At 69.1% G+C, this 15,215-nt stretch carries 14 protein-coding genes; 8 read left to right on the plus strand and 6 right to left on the minus strand.

Annotated elements, in window-relative coordinates; all coding sequences use genetic code 11:
- Positions 1–17 precede the first annotated feature (17 nt).
- A complete protein-coding gene (locus ASD15_RS08945; protein ID WP_057154498.1) occupies positions 18–848 on the plus strand; it encodes a hypothetical protein in 831 nt (276 codons plus the stop codon).
- Between the two features lie 15 nt (positions 849–863).
- Here ASD15_RS08945 and ASD15_RS08950 read toward each other — a convergent pair whose 3' ends face one another.
- Positions 864–1,493 carry a hypothetical protein gene (locus tag ASD15_RS08950; protein WP_057154500.1) on the minus strand — a complete coding sequence of 210 codons (630 nt, stop codon included), beginning with the start codon at positions 1,491–1,493 and terminating at the stop codon, positions 864–866.
- A 107-nt stretch (positions 1,494–1,600) separates the two neighbouring features.
- On the opposite strand from ASD15_RS08950, the gene ASD15_RS08955 reads away from it, so the two are divergent.
- Positions 1,601–2,527, plus strand: coding sequence for a hypothetical protein (locus tag ASD15_RS08955; RefSeq protein WP_057154502.1), 927 nt, complete (start codon positions 1,601–1,603; stop codon positions 2,525–2,527).
- 12 nt (positions 2,528–2,539) lie between these two features.
- Here ASD15_RS08955 and ASD15_RS08960 read toward each other — a convergent pair whose 3' ends face one another.
- Positions 2,540–2,854 carry a hypothetical protein gene (locus ASD15_RS08960; protein ID WP_057154504.1) on the minus strand — a complete coding sequence of 105 codons (315 nt, stop codon included), beginning with the start codon at positions 2,852–2,854 and terminating at the stop codon, positions 2,540–2,542.
- A 94-nt stretch (positions 2,855–2,948) separates the two neighbouring features.
- On the opposite strand from ASD15_RS08960, the gene lpxO reads away from it, so the two are divergent.
- Positions 2,949–3,848, plus strand: coding sequence for a lipid A hydroxylase LpxO (gene lpxO, locus ASD15_RS08965; protein ID WP_057154505.1), 900 nt, complete (start codon positions 2,949–2,951; stop codon positions 3,846–3,848).
- A gap of 8 nt (positions 3,849–3,856) precedes the next feature.
- Here the strand turns inward: lpxO and ASD15_RS08970 are convergent, their stop codons facing one another.
- Positions 3,857–4,168 carry a hypothetical protein gene (locus ASD15_RS08970; RefSeq protein ID WP_229418120.1) on the minus strand — a complete coding sequence of 104 codons (312 nt, stop codon included), beginning with the start codon at positions 4,166–4,168 and terminating at the stop codon, positions 3,857–3,859.
- Positions 4,169–4,321: 153 nt separating this feature from the next.
- Between ASD15_RS08970 and ASD15_RS08975 the strand changes: the two genes are divergently transcribed.
- Entirely contained in the window at positions 4,322–6,040 is a 1,719-nt protein-coding gene (locus tag ASD15_RS08975; RefSeq protein ID WP_057154507.1) for a methyl-accepting chemotaxis protein, read from the plus strand.
- Positions 6,041–6,053: 13 nt separating this feature from the next.
- On the opposite strand, the gene ASD15_RS08980 is transcribed toward ASD15_RS08975, so the two are convergent.
- Together ASD15_RS08980 and ASD15_RS08985 are read right to left on the minus strand one after the other, a co-directional pair.
- Positions 6,054–6,254 carry an oxidoreductase-like domain-containing protein gene (locus ASD15_RS08980; RefSeq protein WP_057154508.1) on the minus strand — a complete coding sequence of 67 codons (201 nt, stop codon included), beginning with the start codon at positions 6,252–6,254 and terminating at the stop codon, positions 6,054–6,056.
- A gap of 4 nt (positions 6,255–6,258) precedes the next feature.
- Positions 6,259–9,411 carry a diguanylate cyclase gene (locus ASD15_RS08985; protein WP_082551689.1) on the minus strand — a complete coding sequence of 1,051 codons (3,153 nt, stop codon included), beginning with the start codon at positions 9,409–9,411 and terminating at the stop codon, positions 6,259–6,261.
- 199 nt (positions 9,412–9,610) lie between these two features.
- On the opposite strand from ASD15_RS08985, the gene ASD15_RS08990 reads away from it, so the two are divergent.
- Genes ASD15_RS08990 through ASD15_RS09005 form a run of 4 tightly spaced genes read left to right on the plus strand, consistent with a single transcriptional unit; the run spans position 9,611 to position 14,275 of the window.
- Positions 9,611–11,173 carry a DEAD/DEAH box helicase gene (locus tag ASD15_RS08990; RefSeq protein ID WP_057154509.1) on the plus strand — a complete coding sequence of 521 codons (1,563 nt, stop codon included), beginning with the start codon at positions 9,611–9,613 and terminating at the stop codon, positions 11,171–11,173.
- Positions 11,170–12,174: a glycosyltransferase family 2 protein gene (locus tag ASD15_RS08995; protein WP_057154510.1), complete on the plus strand. Its 1,005-nt coding sequence runs from the start codon at positions 11,170–11,172 to the stop codon at positions 12,172–12,174. Before ASD15_RS08990 ends, ASD15_RS08995 begins: the two co-directional genes overlap by 4 nt.
- Positions 12,171–13,880 carry a glycosyltransferase 87 family protein gene (locus ASD15_RS09000; RefSeq protein WP_057154511.1) on the plus strand — a complete coding sequence of 570 codons (1,710 nt, stop codon included), beginning with the start codon at positions 12,171–12,173 and terminating at the stop codon, positions 13,878–13,880. Before ASD15_RS08995 ends, ASD15_RS09000 begins: the two co-directional genes overlap by 4 nt.
- Positions 13,877–14,275 carry a GtrA family protein gene (locus ASD15_RS09005; RefSeq protein WP_057154512.1) on the plus strand — a complete coding sequence of 133 codons (399 nt, stop codon included), beginning with the start codon at positions 13,877–13,879 and terminating at the stop codon, positions 14,273–14,275. Before ASD15_RS09000 ends, ASD15_RS09005 begins: the two co-directional genes overlap by 4 nt.
- On the opposite strand, the gene ASD15_RS09010 is transcribed toward ASD15_RS09005, so the two are convergent.
- Positions 14,272–15,213, minus strand: a complete 942-nt coding sequence (locus ASD15_RS09010) for a glycosyltransferase family 2 protein (RefSeq protein ID WP_057154513.1) — start codon at positions 15,211–15,213, stop codon at positions 14,272–14,274. The genes ASD15_RS09005 and ASD15_RS09010 overlap by 4 nt on opposite strands.
- Positions 15,214–15,215 lie beyond the last annotated feature (2 nt).

Below are 15,215 nucleotides of genomic sequence, written 5' to 3' on the forward strand. Positions count from 1 at the left end.
TCTTTTTCGGGTGGATCATGGACGATCAGCAGATGCGGCAGACGGACGGCACGGCGGAGAGGTCGACGGGCGCGGCAGGCGGGACCGATCCGGCGCAGGCCGCCGGGCCGGCCGGCCTGGCGGGAATGGCTGGCCTGGCGGGGCTGGCGGGCGGCGCAGCCGACGCGCGCCGGGCCCGGTTGAGGACGCTGGGCTTGTGGTGCGCGCTGGTGCTGGCGGCGGTGGCGCTGGCTGGCGCCAGCTCGCTGATGTGGCGCAGCTTGCAGGCGGACCAGGCGATTGCCTTGGTGGCGCGCTCCGCCATGCCGGCGCGGGCCGAGCCGGCGCTGGCGCCGCTGCCGGAAGTGGCAAGCGCGCAGGACGTGGCGGTCGCGCTCGCCGCGCCCGCGCCGCAAGCCGTGCCGCCAGGTGAGCCTGCACGCCCCGCCTCGGCAACCGTTACTGGTGCCGCCACCGCCGCCACCGCTGCCACTGTTGCTATCGCCGCTGCCGGGCAGCCGGCCGCGGCTGCGCCGCAAGCAGGCGCCAGCCTTCCCGCTCCGCAGGCGCGGGCTGCGCTGGCCAGGCAGGGCAAGCAGGCGCAGCTTCCCGTCAAACGCGCGGCGGTGCGGGCGAAAGGCGGGGCGGCTGGCAAGGCTGCGCCGTTGCGCCGCATCAAGGCCGCCGCACCGGCGCGCAAACCGGTGACGGCCGGCGTCCAGCGCAGGTTGGCACAGTGCAAGGAAAGGGCGGGAGACGCCGCCGCCGCGTGTTTTGCCCGCGCCTGCCGCAGCTACGCGCGCAACGCAGCGATCTGCCTCAACGACGAACCGGCACGCCGCCGCCAGCTGGCCGACCGGCGGCAGTAGGCGATGGCTGGTGTTTTACCGGGCCGCTTCGGCAGCGCTCACGTCGTGCATTGCCACCACCAAGTCGGCAACGGTCAGCAGCGGCTTGAGCGGGAAACCATCCTCCAGGGCCACCAGCAGGCGGTCGGATGGCTGCTCGGGGCGCGCGGGCAGGAAAGCGAACTGGGGAAAGCGGGTCTCGCCGTGCCGCGCGATGTCGTGCAGGGTACGCGGCGCCGCGCGCAGCAAGCCGTTGCGCACATGGCGCTGGCGTTCCTCGCTGCGTTCCTTGAGTAGCGTGCTCAGGCGCGTTACTTCCTTGCGCAGGCGCTCCGCTTCGGCATGCTGGCGCTGCAGTTCCGCATCGCTCAGTTCTTCTTCCCATTGCGACAGTTTGAGCTGGCCGCGCTTGTGCAGGGCTTGCCGCTGCAAATCGATGTCGAGCGAGCTCAGGTGCTGCTGGTGGCTTTCCAGGTCTTGCACTTCCCGGGTGTCGCCGCTGGCGCGCAGCCATTTGTCGCCGAAGTCGAACACCAGGCCGTCATAGTAGAAGTACATCGGCAGCGGGTGCGGCGAGGACATCAGCAGCACCTGCTGTGCAGTCATGTTCCAGCGCTCGGCCAGTTCAGTCAGGGTGAGGGTGGTTTGCGGGGCATATAAGTTCATGCGCGCAGTATACGGGCATTTGCGGCGATCCGCCCGGATCACGGCGAGCCAGGTGTGGTAGAGTCCTGTTCGCTTTTTTCTTGCTACCTCCGGACTATTTCACACCTATGAAGATGCAGACTACGCCGCGCCTCGAGCCCACCTTCGGCGACGCGCCGCCCGTGGCTGCGGCGCCCGAAGCCGCCGAACCTGTCTGGCTTGAGGCCGGCGAATCCCATACCGAGCCGCAGATGGCGCCGCCCGCCGGCGCCGCCGCTGCGCCTGCGGCCGCCGATGCCGCTCCCGCCGCCGCAAGCGCCGCTGCGGCGCGCCGTGCGCTGCCGGTGAAGACGATGGCATTGGGCGGCGCCGCCGCCGCTGGCCTGATCGCGGCGATCGTGTGGATCGGCAACACGGCGCAAGAGCAGCGCCACCGGCCGCCCGAACCGAAGGCCTTGGCGGCGCCTGCGGGCATGAGCGCCAAGGCATTGCCGGCGCCCGAAGTGCAAGCCATTGCTGCGCCCCGGGAGGTACCGTCGGCCTTCGTGGCGCCGTCCGAACCGCAGCATCCCGTGCCGGCGCCGCCGATGCCGGCCGGCGCCGGGGCAGCCGTGCCTGCCGCTGCGCCCGCAGCCATGCCGGCCGCCGCACACGGCACGACCGCCAGCGGCACTATCACCGCCGCCGGGGGCGTCGCGGCCGCCGCCACTGCCTTCGCGGGTCCGGCCGCCGCCCCGGCCCGTGCTGCTGCGCCGCCGGTCCGCACCGTCGCTCCCGTCCAGCTGCCGGCGGCGCCGGCGCCTGCCCAGCCGAAAGCTGTTGCCCGGGCGGCGGCCAAGGCCGCAACCGCCAAGCAGGCGAAGCCGCCCGCCAAGGCAGCCAAGGCAACCAAGACCGCCAAGGCCGGCGCCGTGCGCGAACCACGCAAACAGGCAGCGGCCAAACCGGTGCGCAAGGTGGCGCCGGCCGCCAAGCCGCGTTGCGAAGCGGCCAACCGCAACACGGCGCGCTGCCGCGCCATCAGCAAGGCGGCCAAGAGCAGCCAGGCAAAGTAGCCGGGTAAGGGGTCAGGCCCCGCGCCTGGCGTGGCGGCGGCTTGCCAGCCAGTCCGCGCCGCCGTTGTCGAGGGCGGCGGCAATGACTGCGGGCGGCAGGCTGTACACCGTGGCCCAGGTGGCGCGGCCGTCGCCGGTGTTGGCGGGAAAGCTGCTGGCCTCGATCGGCCAGTGATACTTGCGCTTGAGCGCCTTGATGATGGCCGCCAGCGAGGTGCGGCCCTGCAATGGTTCGGCGCCGGTCTGGTCGCTGTTCGACAACAGCACCGCCAGCACGGCCGCCCGCGCACTCAGCGGACCGGGGAATTTGGGAGTTTTACTTGCCATGAGAGCATTGTAGCCTGAAGCATACGTCCTACGAAGATTCGGCAAAAGCGGCTGTTTGACGATATCATGACGGATTGCGTACGCTGGAGGCGCCATGAAATTGGCTCTGGTTTCATTCTATTTATTAGCAATCTTTCACATTCATTTCCGGGGCAAGGTGCGCCTGCCGTTCATGCGCCAGCTGTTCGACCATTCGTCGTTCATGGCGCCGATCAATCTGTTCATGCATGTGTTTTCCAAGGTGCCGTCCAAGCCCTACCTGGCGCTGGACCAGTTCAAGGAACTAGAGCCGCTGCAGCAGAACTGGCAGATCATCCGCGCCGAGGCGGAGAACCTGCTGGCGCTGAAGAAGATCAAGGCTGCCGAGCAGAACAATGACGCCGGTTTCAATTCCTTCTTCAAGAACGGCTGGAAGCGCTTTTACCTGAAATGGTACGACGCCAGCCATCCGTCCGCCGAACAGCTGTGCCCGCAGACTTATGCGCTGCTGAAGGGCATTCCCAGCGTGAAGGCGGCCATGTTCGCCGAGCTGCCGCCGGGCGGCAAGCTGAACCCGCACCGCGACCCGTTTGCCGGCTCGCTGCGCTACCACCTGGGCCTGGCCACGCCGAACGACGACCGCTGCTTCATCGACGTGGACGGCGAACGCCACAGCTGGCGCGACGGCCAGGGCGTGATGTTCGACGAGACCTATATCCACTGGGCCATCAACGGCAGCGAGAGCGACCGCATCATCCTGTTCTGCGACGTCGAGCGCCCGATGCGCTACCGCTGGGCGCAGGCGGTCAACCGCTGGCTGGGCCGCACCATGATGACGGCCGCCGCCTCGCCCAACGAGCAGGGCGACCAGACCGGCCTGGTAAGCAAGCTGTTCAAGGTGTCCTATGTGGCCGGCCAGTACCGCCGCCGCTACAAGGCCTGGAACAAGACCGCCTACAAGGCCACCAAGTTCGGCCTGATCATCGCGCTGGCCGCCGCCATCATCTTGCTGTAATCGTTGGCCTACTTGCTGGCCGGCAGGCGCTGGCTGGCTTCTTCCCTGGTCAGTATCCACACGTTCAGGATCTGGCCGTCGCTATCTTCCTGGTAGTTCACCACCAGGTTCTCGCCGCGCAGGCTGGCCGGCATTTCTATCGTGTTTTCCTGGTTGAAGATGCGCGCCGCCGGCGACAGCGTGCGCGTCTTGCCGTCGATGATGATGGACGGGTGCCAGGCCGGCGTCATCTTGCCGCGCTTGGCGTTGGGCGGGAAGGGGCGGCCGTCCGCCATGGCCAGCAAAGGCAGCAGCAGTGGTACGGTCAATAGCAGGGTCAAGCTGCGGCGTCTCCACATGATGCGGGTCCGGTGGGGAAAACGCCAGCTTACCGCATCTCTGTTGTGCTGCGTAAATCCGTTGCGTGGCGCGCGGAGGCCGTGGCGCCATCGGACTATACTGGCTCTCCGGACGATGCGCTACAGGGAGATGCCATGAAATGGTTTTACAACCTCAAGATCGCCACCAAACTGATCGTGTCTTTCGGCGCCGTGCAAGTGCTGGCGCTGATACTGGGCTTGAACGCCATTGCGGCCATGGGCCGCATCAACCAGGCGTCGGATGCGCTGGCGCAGAACTGGATGCCCAGCGTGCAGGCCGTGATGTCGCTGCGCATCGACGTGGGCGATTTCCGCCGCTGGCAGTTGCTGCACATCCTGAGCAGCGAGCCAGGTTTTTACGACACCTACGAAAAACGCATGAGCGATACGCTGGCGGTGTTCCAGGCCGATAGCGAGCGCTATCAAAAACTCATTTCCAGCCCGCAGGAGAAAGCCCAGTACGATGCCTTCCTGAGCCAGTGGCAGCAATTCGTCGGCGACAGCGGCAAGCTGGTGGACGCGTCGCGCAAGGGACTGAAAGACGAGGCGCGCGCGCTGGCCACCGGCGCCGGGGCGCAGACCATCACCAGCCTCAATGAACAGCTCAACAAGCTGGTCAAGCTCAACGTGGACGGCGGTAGCCAGGCCAGCGGTGCTGCCACCGCCACCTACGACCAGGCGCGCCTGGCCATCGGCTTGCTGCTGCTGGCCACGGTGGTGCTGGGCATGCTGCTGGCGATGTGGGTGGCGCGCATCGTGGCGCGCCCGCTGCAGGAGGCCGTGACGGTGGCCAGGCAGGTGGCCGACGGCGACCTGACCAGGGAAATCGACGTCAAGAGCCGTTGCGAAACCGGGCAGCTGATGGCGGCGCTGAAGGACATGACGGCCAGCCTGCAAGCGCTGGTGGCGCAAGTGCGCAGCGGCACCGACACCATCGCCACCGCGTCCAGCCAGATCGCGTCCGGCAACCAGGACTTGTCCTCGCGCACCGAGCAGCAGGCCAGCTCGCTGGAAGAGACCGCCTCGTCGATGGAAGAGCTCACCTCCACCGTCAAGCAGAACGCGGACAACGCGCGCCAGGCCAACCAGCTGGCGCAGTCGGCCTCCGGCATCGCCGTCAAGGGCGGCGACGTGGTGGGGCAGGTGGTGGGCACCATGGCGTCGATCAATGAATCGTCGCGCAAGATCGTCGACATCATCGCGGTGATCGACGGCATCGCCTTCCAGACCAACATCCTGGCATTGAACGCCGCCGTGGAAGCGGCGCGCGCGGGCGAGCAGGGCCGCGGCTTTGCCGTGGTGGCAAGCGAGGTGCGCAACCTGGCGCAGCGCTCGGCGGCGGCGGCCAAGGACATCAAGACCCTGATCGGCGATTCGGTGGAGAAGGTGGACGCCGGCTCGCGCCTGGTGGACCAGGCTGGCGCGACGATGGATGAAATCGTGGCCAGCATTGCGCGCGTGACGGACATCATGACCGAGATCACGGCGGCCAGCCAGGAGCAGAGCAGCGGCATCGAGCAGGTCAACACCGCCATCGTGCAGATGGACCAGGTAACGCAGCAGAACGCGGCGCTGGTGGAGCAGGCCGCCGCCGCGGCGGAGGCCATGATGGACCAGGCGGCGCACTTGAGCCAGGTGGTCAGCGTCTTCAAGCTGAACGCGTCGGCCATGGCCGGCGCCGGCGCGCCGCCGGCGCGCAAGGCGCACGCGGCGCCGGCGCCAGCCGTCAAGGCGGCCCCGGCCAAGGCCTTGCCGCCGGCGCGCGCGGCCGGCAAGCCGCAAGCCGCGCGCCTGGCGGCCAGGCCGGCGGCGGACGAATGGGAAGAGTTCTAGCCGGCCAGCGCCGTTACGGATGCCGCTCTTGCCAGGCTTTCAGGTCGGCGCGGTACTGGTCCAGCGCGTCCTGGTAGATGTCGTCCACGCAATAGGCGCAGCCGCTGTGGCAGCAGTCGCCCGGCTCGGGCGGGACAGGGGGCTCGGGGCGCGGGTCGGGCTGGGGGGGCTGCGGGGCTTGCTGCTCCGGGGGCGCTGTGTTGCGATTGTTCATGTCGTTATTCCGCGCCGAGTGCCAGCAGCGCCTGGTTGCGTCCTTTTTCCTTGGCGCGGTACATGGCCTGGTCTGCCAGTTGCACCAATGCTTCGGCCGTGTTCTCGTCGTTCGGCGCCAGTACCGCCACGCCGATGCTGATGGTGACCACGCCGAACGGCGAGTCTTCGTGCGGTATCGCCAGCTTGGCCAGCTCGGCGCAGATGTCCTGCGCCACGCCGAAGGCGTCGGCGGCGTTGGTGGCGGCCGCCAGCAGCGCGAATTCCTCGCCGCCGTAGCGCGCCACCAGGTCGGTGCTGCGGCGTCCGTGCTTGGTGATCAGCTCGGCCACCGTGCGCAGGCAGGTGTCGCCGGCCAGGTGGCCGTAGCGGTCATTGTATTTCTTGAAGTGGTCCACGTCCATCAGCGACAGGGCCACAGTCTGCCCGGTGCGCGAGGCGCGCCGCCATTCGGCCGCCAGCGCCTCGTCGAAGCCGCGCCGGTTGCGCACCCCGGTCAGGCCGTCGGTGGTGCTGAGCGCGGCCAGCTTGCGGTTCGACTCCTCCAGCGCCGCGGTGCGCGCCGTCACCAGCGCGGCCAGCTCGGCCTGGCGCCGCGTCAGGCGCCGGATGCGCCAGCGGTGCGTGGCCAGCAGCCCGCCCAGCACCAGCAGGCCCATTGCCGCGCGGAACCACCAGCGCTGCCAGAACGGCGGCGTGATGATGATGGTCATGCTGGCCGGCTCGGCCGTCCACAGGCCGCGGTGGTTGGCGGCCCGCACGCGGAAGGTGTAGGTGCCCGGGTTCAGGTTGGTGTAGCTGGCGTTGCGGTGGCCGGCGTCGGTCAGCACCCAGTCGCGGTCGAAGCCGTCGAGCTGGTAGGCGTAGCGGTTCTGGCCCGGGTCGGTGTAGTGCAGCGCCGCGAATTCGATCGAGAACACCGAGGCCTGGGCCGACAGCGTCAGCACGCGCGGCGCCGTCACCGCGCCCTGCAGCTCGGCCCCTTCGCTGCGCTGGCCTTCGGCCAGCGAGCGGTTGAACACGGTGATGTCGGTGACGGCCACTTGCGGCGCCACCGTCTCGGTGCGCACCGCGCGCGGCGACACCGCCGTCATGCCATGCACGCCGCCGAAGTACAGCGTGCCGTCGCTGCCGGCGGCCGACGAGTTGGTGGTGTAGCCGTCGGTCAGGCCGTCGGCCGGGCTGTAGCGTTCGACCGCGCCGCTGGCCGGGTCCAGCCGGTACAGGCCGGCAATCGTGCTGGCCCAGATCTTGCCGTCCTGGTCGCTGCGGATGGCCAGCACCTTGCCCGCGCCCACCGCCGCCGCGTAGGGCTTGACGGTGAAGGCGCCGTTCGCGCCCAGCGTCACCAGGTCCAGGCCCTTGGCGGTGCCGACCCAGATGCGGCCGGCCGCGTCCTCGTGCAGGCTGGACACATTGTCGTCGGATAGCGAGGCCGGCGCATTGCCGTTGGCCCCTTCGGCGCCGTCGGGCGCATGGCGCAGGTGGCGGAACTTGCCGCTGGCCGGGTCCAGCAGGTCCAGCCCGCCGCCATTCCATTCCGAGCCGGCCCATACGCGGCCGGCGCGGTCTTCCAGCACCGCCGAAGTGCCGTTCACGCTGCGGCTGGCCGCATTGGCCGGGTCGTTGGAATAGATGTGGAAGCGGTCCTGCACGCTGTCGTAGCGTATCAGGCTGTTGCCGGTGGCCAGCCACAGCACGCCGTGCCGGCCGGGCGCGATGGCGTTGATGTAGTCGCTGGCCGTGTTGCCGAAGCGGATTACCTTGAACTGCCCGTCCGGCCCCAGGCGGTTCAGGCCGTTGGCCGTGCCGGCCCACAGCGGGCCGGGCTTGCCGGCGCCGTCCTGGCCTATGTCCTGGTACAGGCTGTAGACGATGTCGTGGCTCAGGCTGCCGGGTTTGCCTTCCTCGCTGCGGTAGCTGGCCAGCACCGTGCCGCTGGCCGGGTCGTACAGGCTCAGCCCGAGATTGGCCGCCAGCCACACCTTGCCGTGCGGCGCCGCCGCCAGCGCCAGCAGCGCGTTGGTGGACAGCTTGCCCTGGTCCAGGCGGTGCGGCACGTGGCGCCGGAAGCCGCTGCTGTTCAGGTTGGCCAGGCTGATGCCGTCGGTAAAGGAGGCCACCCACAGCATGCCGCCGCGGTCCTGCAGCATGGCGCGCAGATTGTTGCCCGGCAGCGAATACGGGTCGTTGGACTGGTGCTGGTACTGGTCGAAGCTGGCCGCCTCGGGGTTCCAGCGCAGCAGGCCGGCCGACAGCGTGGTGGCCCACAGCGTGTGCTGGCGGTCGATGTAGAAGCTGGTGATGCGGCTGGCCGGGCTGGCGGCGGGGCGGCGCGGCGCCCACGGCTGGCCGGCCAGCTGGCTCAGTACGCCGGCTTCCGTGCCCAGCCACAGGGTGCCGTCGCGGTCGAACTGCATCGCGCGCACGATGTTGCTGCGGCTGTCCGGGCGCGCGTCGCTGTCGATACGGTAGTGGCGAAAGCTGCTGGCGCCGGGCGCCAGGTAGTCCACGCCGCCGGGCCAGGTGCCGGCCCACAGGCCGCCGTCCCGGTCCAGCGCCAGGGCGTTCAGGTCGTTGCTGGCCAGGCTGTCCGGCTTGGCGGGGTCGTGCGCGTAGACCGTGAACTTGCCGCTGTCCGGATCGAAGTGCTGCAGGCCGCCCCAGGTACCGATCCACATGCCGTCCTTGCCGTCGGAAATGATGTTCTTGACGATCAGCCGGTTGACCGGGCCGGACGGCGGCGCGAACACGGTGAAATCGTTGCTGTCCGGGTTGTAGCGCGCCAGGCCGTTGGTGGTGCCGGCCCACAGCCGGCCGCGCTTGTCCTCGAAGATGGCGGCCACCCGGTCATGCGGCAGGCTGCGCGGGTTGTTGCGCGCGTGCGCGAACTTGACGGCGCGGTAGCCGTCGTAGCGGTACAGGCCGTTGCTGTGGGTGCCGATCCAGACGAAGCCCTGGCGGTCCTGCAGCAGCGCGAGCATGGACGGCTCGTCGTTGTCGAGCGGCCCCAGCTTCTTGAAGCGCAGCGACGGCGGCGCCGCCAGCACCAGGCCGCACAGGCACAGCAGCAGCGCGGCCAGCAGCAGCGCGGCCAGCGGTTGCGGCCAGTGCGGCCGGCGCGGCAGGAAGGGAAGGGGGGAAGTGGGGGTTGCCATCCTTGCCATTATACATTTCATTCATGTAACAGAATTACCGGAAGTTGGCAATTCGGCGCGGTTTCCGTGTACAGTGGCGGAAAATTAGGGTATCGTGTAGGCCGCTGAATTTGTATCCTGTATCCGCGCAAGCTGGCCCCGCCCTGCTGTCCTCCCGCCTCGCCGCTTTTCGCGGATTTTGTTGTTTATTGAAAAATTTATGTCCGACACCGAGAACATTTCCACGCCAGAAGCCGTCCCCGCCCCTGCCGCCGCTGCCACCGCCGCCGTGGTTGACGCCGCCGCCGCCGAGCAGGTCCGCTTTGCCGACTTCGGCCTGTCGCCCGACATTCTGCGCGCGCTGACCGCGCAAGGCTACGTCCATCCGACCCCGATCCAGGCCCAGGCCATCCCCGTGGTGCTGCAGGGGCGCGACGTGATGGGCGCGGCGCAGACCGGCACCGGCAAGACCGCCGGTTTCTCGCTGCCCATCATCCAGCTGCTGCTGGCGCACGCCAACAGCTCCATGTCGCCGGCGCGCCACCCGGTGCGCGCGCTGATCCTGACCCCGACCCGCGAACTGGCGGTGCAGGTGGCCGAGAACGTGGCCGCCTACTGCAAGTTCACCCCGCTGCGCTCCTGCGTGGTGTTCGGCGGCATGGACATGAAGGGCCAGACCGTGGCCCTGAAGGCCGGCGTCGAGATCGTCATCGCCACCCCGGGCCGTCTGCTGGACCACATCGAGCAGAAGAACATTTCGCTCGGCCAGGTGCAGATGCTGGTCATGGACGAAGCCGACCGCATGCTCGACATGGGCTTCCTGCCCGACCTGCAGCGCATCATCAACCTGCTGCCCAAGCAGCGCCAGAACCTGATGTTCTCGGCCACCTTCTCGGGCGAGATCAAGAAACTGGCCAACAGCTTCCTGAAGGACCCGCAGCTGATCGAAGTGGCGCGCAGCAACGCCACCGCCGAGCGCGTCACGCAGGTGGTGTACAAGGTCAGCGAAGAGCACAAGCGCGACGTGGTGGCCCACATCCTGCGCCAGCGCGAGCTGAAGCAGGTGATCGTGTTCTCCAACACCAAGATCGGCGCCTCGCGCCTGTCGCGCAGCCTGGAACAGGAGGGCATGAAAGCCACCGCCATCCACGGCGACAAGACGCAGCAGGAACGCATGGCCGCGCTGGAGTCGTTCAAGAAGGGCGAGATCGACGTGCTGGTGGCCACCGACGTGGCGGCGCGCGGCCTGGATATTTCCGACCTGCCTTGCGTGATCAACTACGACCTGCCGTACAACGCGGAAGACTATGTGCACCGCATCGGCCGCACCGGCCGCGCCGGCGCCTCGGGCGACGCCATCTCGATCTATTCCGAGAAGGACGAGCGCCTGCTGGTGGACATTGAAAAACTGATCAAGCAGACCATCAAGCGCGGCGAGCTGGAAGGCTTCGCGCCGTCGTCCTCGCGCGGCGAGCGCGACGACCGGCACGGCGAGCGCCGCCACGGCAGCCGCCGTCCGGAAGGCGAAGGCCGTTCCGGGGCGGGCAACGCCGCGGCCGGCGCGCCGTCCGGCAGCTACGGCGGCGGCGCGGGCGCACGCCCCGAGCGCAGCCGCTCCCCGTCGGGCTACGGCGGTGCGCCGCGCCGCGAGAAGATCGACCCGTGGTTCCTCAAGCCTTACGAGCCGGCCAAGAGCACGGCCCCGGCCCCCGCGCCGCTGCCGCAATCGAGCAAGCCGAAACAGAAAGTGGCGGCACTGCTGGGAGGCCTGCGCAAGCCGTGAGCGTCCTGAATCACCAGCGCATTGCGGTCCTGCTGCCATGCTATAACGAGGCGCTGACCGTGGCCGCCATCGTGCGCGACTTCAACGCCTGCCTGCCGGGCGCGCCGGTCTACGTGTTCGACAACAACTCCACCGACGACACCGTGGCCGTGGCGCGCGCCGCCGGCGCCGTGGTGCGCACGGTGACCCAGCAGGGCAAGGGCAATGTGATCCGCCGCATGTTCGCCGACATCGACGCCGACGTCTACATCATGGTCGACGGCGACGACACCTACGACGCCAGCGTGGCGCCGCAGCTGGCCGCCCGCCTGGTCGACGAGGGGCTGGACATGCTGGTCGGCACCCGCGTCACCGAGGAGCAGCAGGCCTACCGCTTCGGCCACCGCTTCGGCAACCGCCTGCTGACGGGCTGCGTGGCCGCCGTGTTCGGCAGCACCTTCACCGACATGCTGTCGGGCTACCGCGTGTTCTCGCGCCGCTATGTCAAGTCCTTCGCCGCGCACGCGGCCGGCTTTGAAACGGAAACCGAACTGACCGTGCACGCGCTGGAACTGCGCATGCCGGTGGCCGAGGTGGAAACGGTGTACAAGTCGCGGCCCGAAGGCTCGGTGAGCAAGCTCAATACCTACCGCGACGGCGCGCGCATCCTGTGGATGATCATCAAGCTGTTCAAGAACGAACGGCCGCTGCTGTTCTTCGCCGCCGGCGCCGTGGCCAGCCTGCTGCTCTCGCTGGGGCTGGCCGTGCCGCTGTTTGACACCTATATGCACACCGGCCTGGTGCCGCGCCTGCCCACCGCCGTGCTGTGCGTGGGGCTGGCCTTGCTGGGCGCCATGCTGCTGACCTGCGGCATGGTGCTCGACACCGTCACCCGCGGCCGCATCGAGCAGAAGCGCTTCGCCTACCTGCAGGTTGCGGCGCCCGCCGCGCGCCTGGACGCCGCCAGGAGCGGCGCGGCAAGCGATACCTGCGAGACCGGCGGCGTGCGCAACGCCGCATGAGGCTGGCCGCCGCCGCCGACCGCTGGACGCTCTACCTGGACGGTGCGAAAGCGCAGTCCGCCGCGCGGCTGCTGCCGCTGCTGTACGGCCTGGTGGCCCTGGCCTACGGCCAGGACGCCAACTGGGACCTGGGCAATTACCACTGGTACGCGCCGTTCGCCCTGCTCAACGGCAAGATCGGCTACGACCTGGCGCCCGGCCAGTGGCAAGGCTATTTCAATCCCACGCTGGATCTGCTGTACTACGGCCTGAACCAGCTGCTGCCGGCGCCGGCGGCCGGCTTCGCCATGGGCGCGCTGCACGGCGTCAACGCGCTGCTGCTGCTGGCCATCGCGCGCGTGCTGCTGCCAGCAGGCCAGCCGCGCGCGCGTGCCGCCGCGTTGCTGCTGGCGCTGGCAGGCTGCCTGCAGCCGGCTTTCATGGCCGGGGTCGGCAACACCATGGGCGACAACATGACCACCCTGACCGTGCTGGGCGCGCTGCTGTTGCTGCTGCGCGGCTGGCCCGGCTTGCTGGCGGGGGGGCGGCGCGGCGCCGCCACGGCCGTGCTGGCCGGCCTGCTGGCCGGCCTGGGCACCGGCCTCAAGCTCACCAACGCGGTGTACGCGCTGGCGCTGTGCCTGGCCATGCTGGGGCTGGCCATGCCGTTCCGGCTGCGGGTGCGCACCGCCTTCGTGTTCGGCGCCGGCGTGCTGGCCGGCATCGGCATCGCCGCCGGCCACTGGTACTGGCGCATGTGGAGCGTGTTCGGCAATCCCTTGTTCCCGCAGTTCAACGACCTGTTCCGGGCGCCGCTGGCTGCGCCGATCGGCATCGGCGACACCGGCTGGATCCCCAAGGGGCTGGCGGAAAAGCTGCTGTGGCCTTTCATCTTCACCTTGCAGCCCAAGCGCACCATCGAGATCTTCATCGTGCCGCTGGTCTGGCCCATGCTCTACCTGGCCTTCGGCTGGCTGGCGCTGGCGCTGCTGCGCCGCGCTACCGCCCTGGTTCCGCTGGCGCCCGCGCCGCCGCTGGCGCCGCGCGTGCGCTACACGCTGCTGTTCATGGCGCTGGCCTACCTGGTCTGGCTGAACCTGTTCGGCATCTACCGCTACCTGACGCCGCTGGAAGTGCTGGCGCCGCTGGCGCTGTGGCTGATCGTGCAGCACTTGAGCGCGCACTGGGCCGCGGCGCCGCGTGCGCGCGCCGCGCGGCTGGCGGCCGGCGCGCTGCTGCTGGCCGCCGTGGCGGGCCAGGTACATGGCGGTTGGGGCCATGCGCGCTGGACCCTGGCCGGGATCGACGCCACCGTGCCCGCGTTTGCCGCGCCGCGCCAGAACCTGGTGCTGACCGTGCACGGCAATCCGCCCATGGGCTGGCTGGTGCCGTTCTTCCCGCCCGAGCTGGCCTTCGTGGCGCTGGGCGGCGGCTTTCCCGAGTCGCCCGCCTACGTGGCGCGCATGGAGGCCATGATGGCCGCGCGCAGCGGCCCCTTCTACGTGATGATGACGGCCGCCGCGCCGCAGCGCACCGCGCGCGCCGCCGCCGCGGCCGCCGAGCGCGACACGGCCGTGTTGGCCGACGCCCGGCAACTGCTGGCGCGCTACCGCCTGCGCTATGAACCGTCCAGCTGCACCGTGTATCCGGCCGCGCTGGGCCGCAACCGCCACGCCTACCGGCTATGCCGGGTCGAACGGCTGGCGCAACAAGAGGAGAACCAATGACAGCCACTATCGCAACCCGGGTCCAGCTGCTGCGCTTCGCGGTGGCCGGCGTGGCCGGGCTGGTGGTCGATGTGGCGGTGCTGTACGCGGCGCTGGCGCTCGGCTGCAATTTCTACGCCGGCCGCGTGCTGTCCTTCCTGGCGGCGGTGTACGCCACCTGGCGTATCAACCGCCGCTACACCTTCCAGCCGGGCGGCGGCAGCCTGTGGGGGGAATGGTGGCGCTACCTGTCGGCCATGCTGGCCGGCGGCGCCGTCAACTACCTGGCCTCGGCGGCCGTGGTGGCGCTGGCGCCGCCCTGGCCGCTGACGCCGGCGCTGGCGGTGGCCGCCGGCTCGCTGGCCGGCATGGGCTTGAATTTCATCAGCGCCAAATGGCTGGTGTTCCGCCGTTAATCCTTGGCGCCGCCGTGCGATTCGCGCACCAGGTACACCGGCCGCCGCTTGACCTCGTGGTAGATGCGGCCGATATATTCGCCCAGCACGCCGATGCCGATCAGCTGCACGCCGCCGATGAACATCACGCTCACCATCAGCGAGGCGTAGCCCGGCACGTCGATGCCGAACAGCATGGTCTTGACGGTGATCAGCAGCGCGTACAGTAGCGCGAACACGGACGCGCCCAGGCCGACGTAGGTCCAGATCTTCAGCGGCGCCGTGCTGAAGCTGGTGATGCCTTCCAGCGCCAGGTTCCACAATTTCCAGAAGTTAAAGCTCGACACGCCGGCGCCGCGCGGGCCGTGGTCGTACGGGATGGTCACGGTGCGGAAGCCGACCCAGGCGAACAGGCCCTTCATGAAGCGGTGGTTTTCCGGCAGCTTGCGCAGCGCCTCCACCACCGCCTTGTCCATCAGGCGGAAGTCGCCCACGTTGGCCGGCACCTGGATGTTGGAAATCTTGTTGTGGAAGCGGTAGAACTGCACCGCGGTCAGCTTTTGCAGGGCGCCGTCGGTGACCCGGTCGGTGCGCTGGGCCAGCACCACCTCGGCGCCTTTTTCCCACTGCGCCAGCATGTCGGCGATCAGCTCGGGCGGGTGCTGCAGGTCGGAGTCGATCGGCACCACGGCGTCGCCCATGGCGCGGTCCAGCCCGGCGGTCAGCGCGGCTTCCTTGCCGAAGTTGCGCGACAGGTCGACCACGTGCACGCGCGGATAGCGCCGGTGCGCCTCCAGCAGCTCGTTCCAGGTGTTGTCGCGGCTGCCGTCGTTGACAGCGATCACCTCGAAATCATACTGCGGCAGCGCCGCCGCCACGTCGTTGACGCGGCGAAAGAACTCGGACACATTGCCCGATTCGTTGTAGAACGGGGCGACCAGCGAGACGACTTTTTTCATTG

Origin of the sequence: Massilia sp. Root351 (assembly GCF_001425045.1) — a bacterium.
In the GTDB taxonomy this organism is placed as follows: domain Bacteria; phylum Pseudomonadota; class Gammaproteobacteria; order Burkholderiales; family Burkholderiaceae_D; genus Rugamonas.

Bases quoted from the DNA above. Each gene is read 5' to 3' on its own strand.
- ASD15_RS09000 (WP_057154511.1), top strand. From the start codon at position 12,171: ATGAGGCTGGCCGCCGCCGCCGACCGCTGGACGCTCTACCTGGACGGT.
- ASD15_RS08980 (WP_057154508.1), bottom strand. From the start codon at position 6,254: ATGAACAATCGCAACACAGCGCCCCCGGAGCAGCAAGCCCCGCAGCCC.
- ASD15_RS09010 (WP_057154513.1), bottom strand. From the start codon at position 15,213: ATGAAAAAAGTCGTCTCGCTGGTCGCCCCGTTCTACAACGAATCGGGC.
- ASD15_RS08960 (WP_057154504.1), bottom strand. From the start codon at position 2,854: ATGGCAAGTAAAACTCCCAAATTCCCCGGTCCGCTGAGTGCGCGGGCG.
- ASD15_RS09005 (WP_057154512.1), top strand. From the start codon at position 13,877: ATGACAGCCACTATCGCAACCCGGGTCCAGCTGCTGCGCTTCGCGGTG.
- lpxO (WP_057154505.1), top strand. From the start codon at position 2,949: ATGAAATTGGCTCTGGTTTCATTCTATTTATTAGCAATCTTTCACATT.
- ASD15_RS08990 (WP_057154509.1), top strand. From the start codon at position 9,611: ATGTCCGACACCGAGAACATTTCCACGCCAGAAGCCGTCCCCGCCCCT.
- ASD15_RS08985 (WP_082551689.1), bottom strand. From the start codon at position 9,411: ATGGCAACCCCCACTTCCCCCCTTCCCTTCCTGCCGCGCCGGCCGCAC.
- ASD15_RS08975 (WP_057154507.1), top strand. From the start codon at position 4,322: ATGAAATGGTTTTACAACCTCAAGATCGCCACCAAACTGATCGTGTCT.
- ASD15_RS08945 (WP_057154498.1), top strand. From the start codon at position 18: ATGGACGATCAGCAGATGCGGCAGACGGACGGCACGGCGGAGAGGTCG.
- ASD15_RS08950 (WP_057154500.1), bottom strand. From the start codon at position 1,493: ATGAACTTATATGCCCCGCAAACCACCCTCACCCTGACTGAACTGGCC.
- ASD15_RS08955 (WP_057154502.1), top strand. From the start codon at position 1,601: ATGAAGATGCAGACTACGCCGCGCCTCGAGCCCACCTTCGGCGACGCG.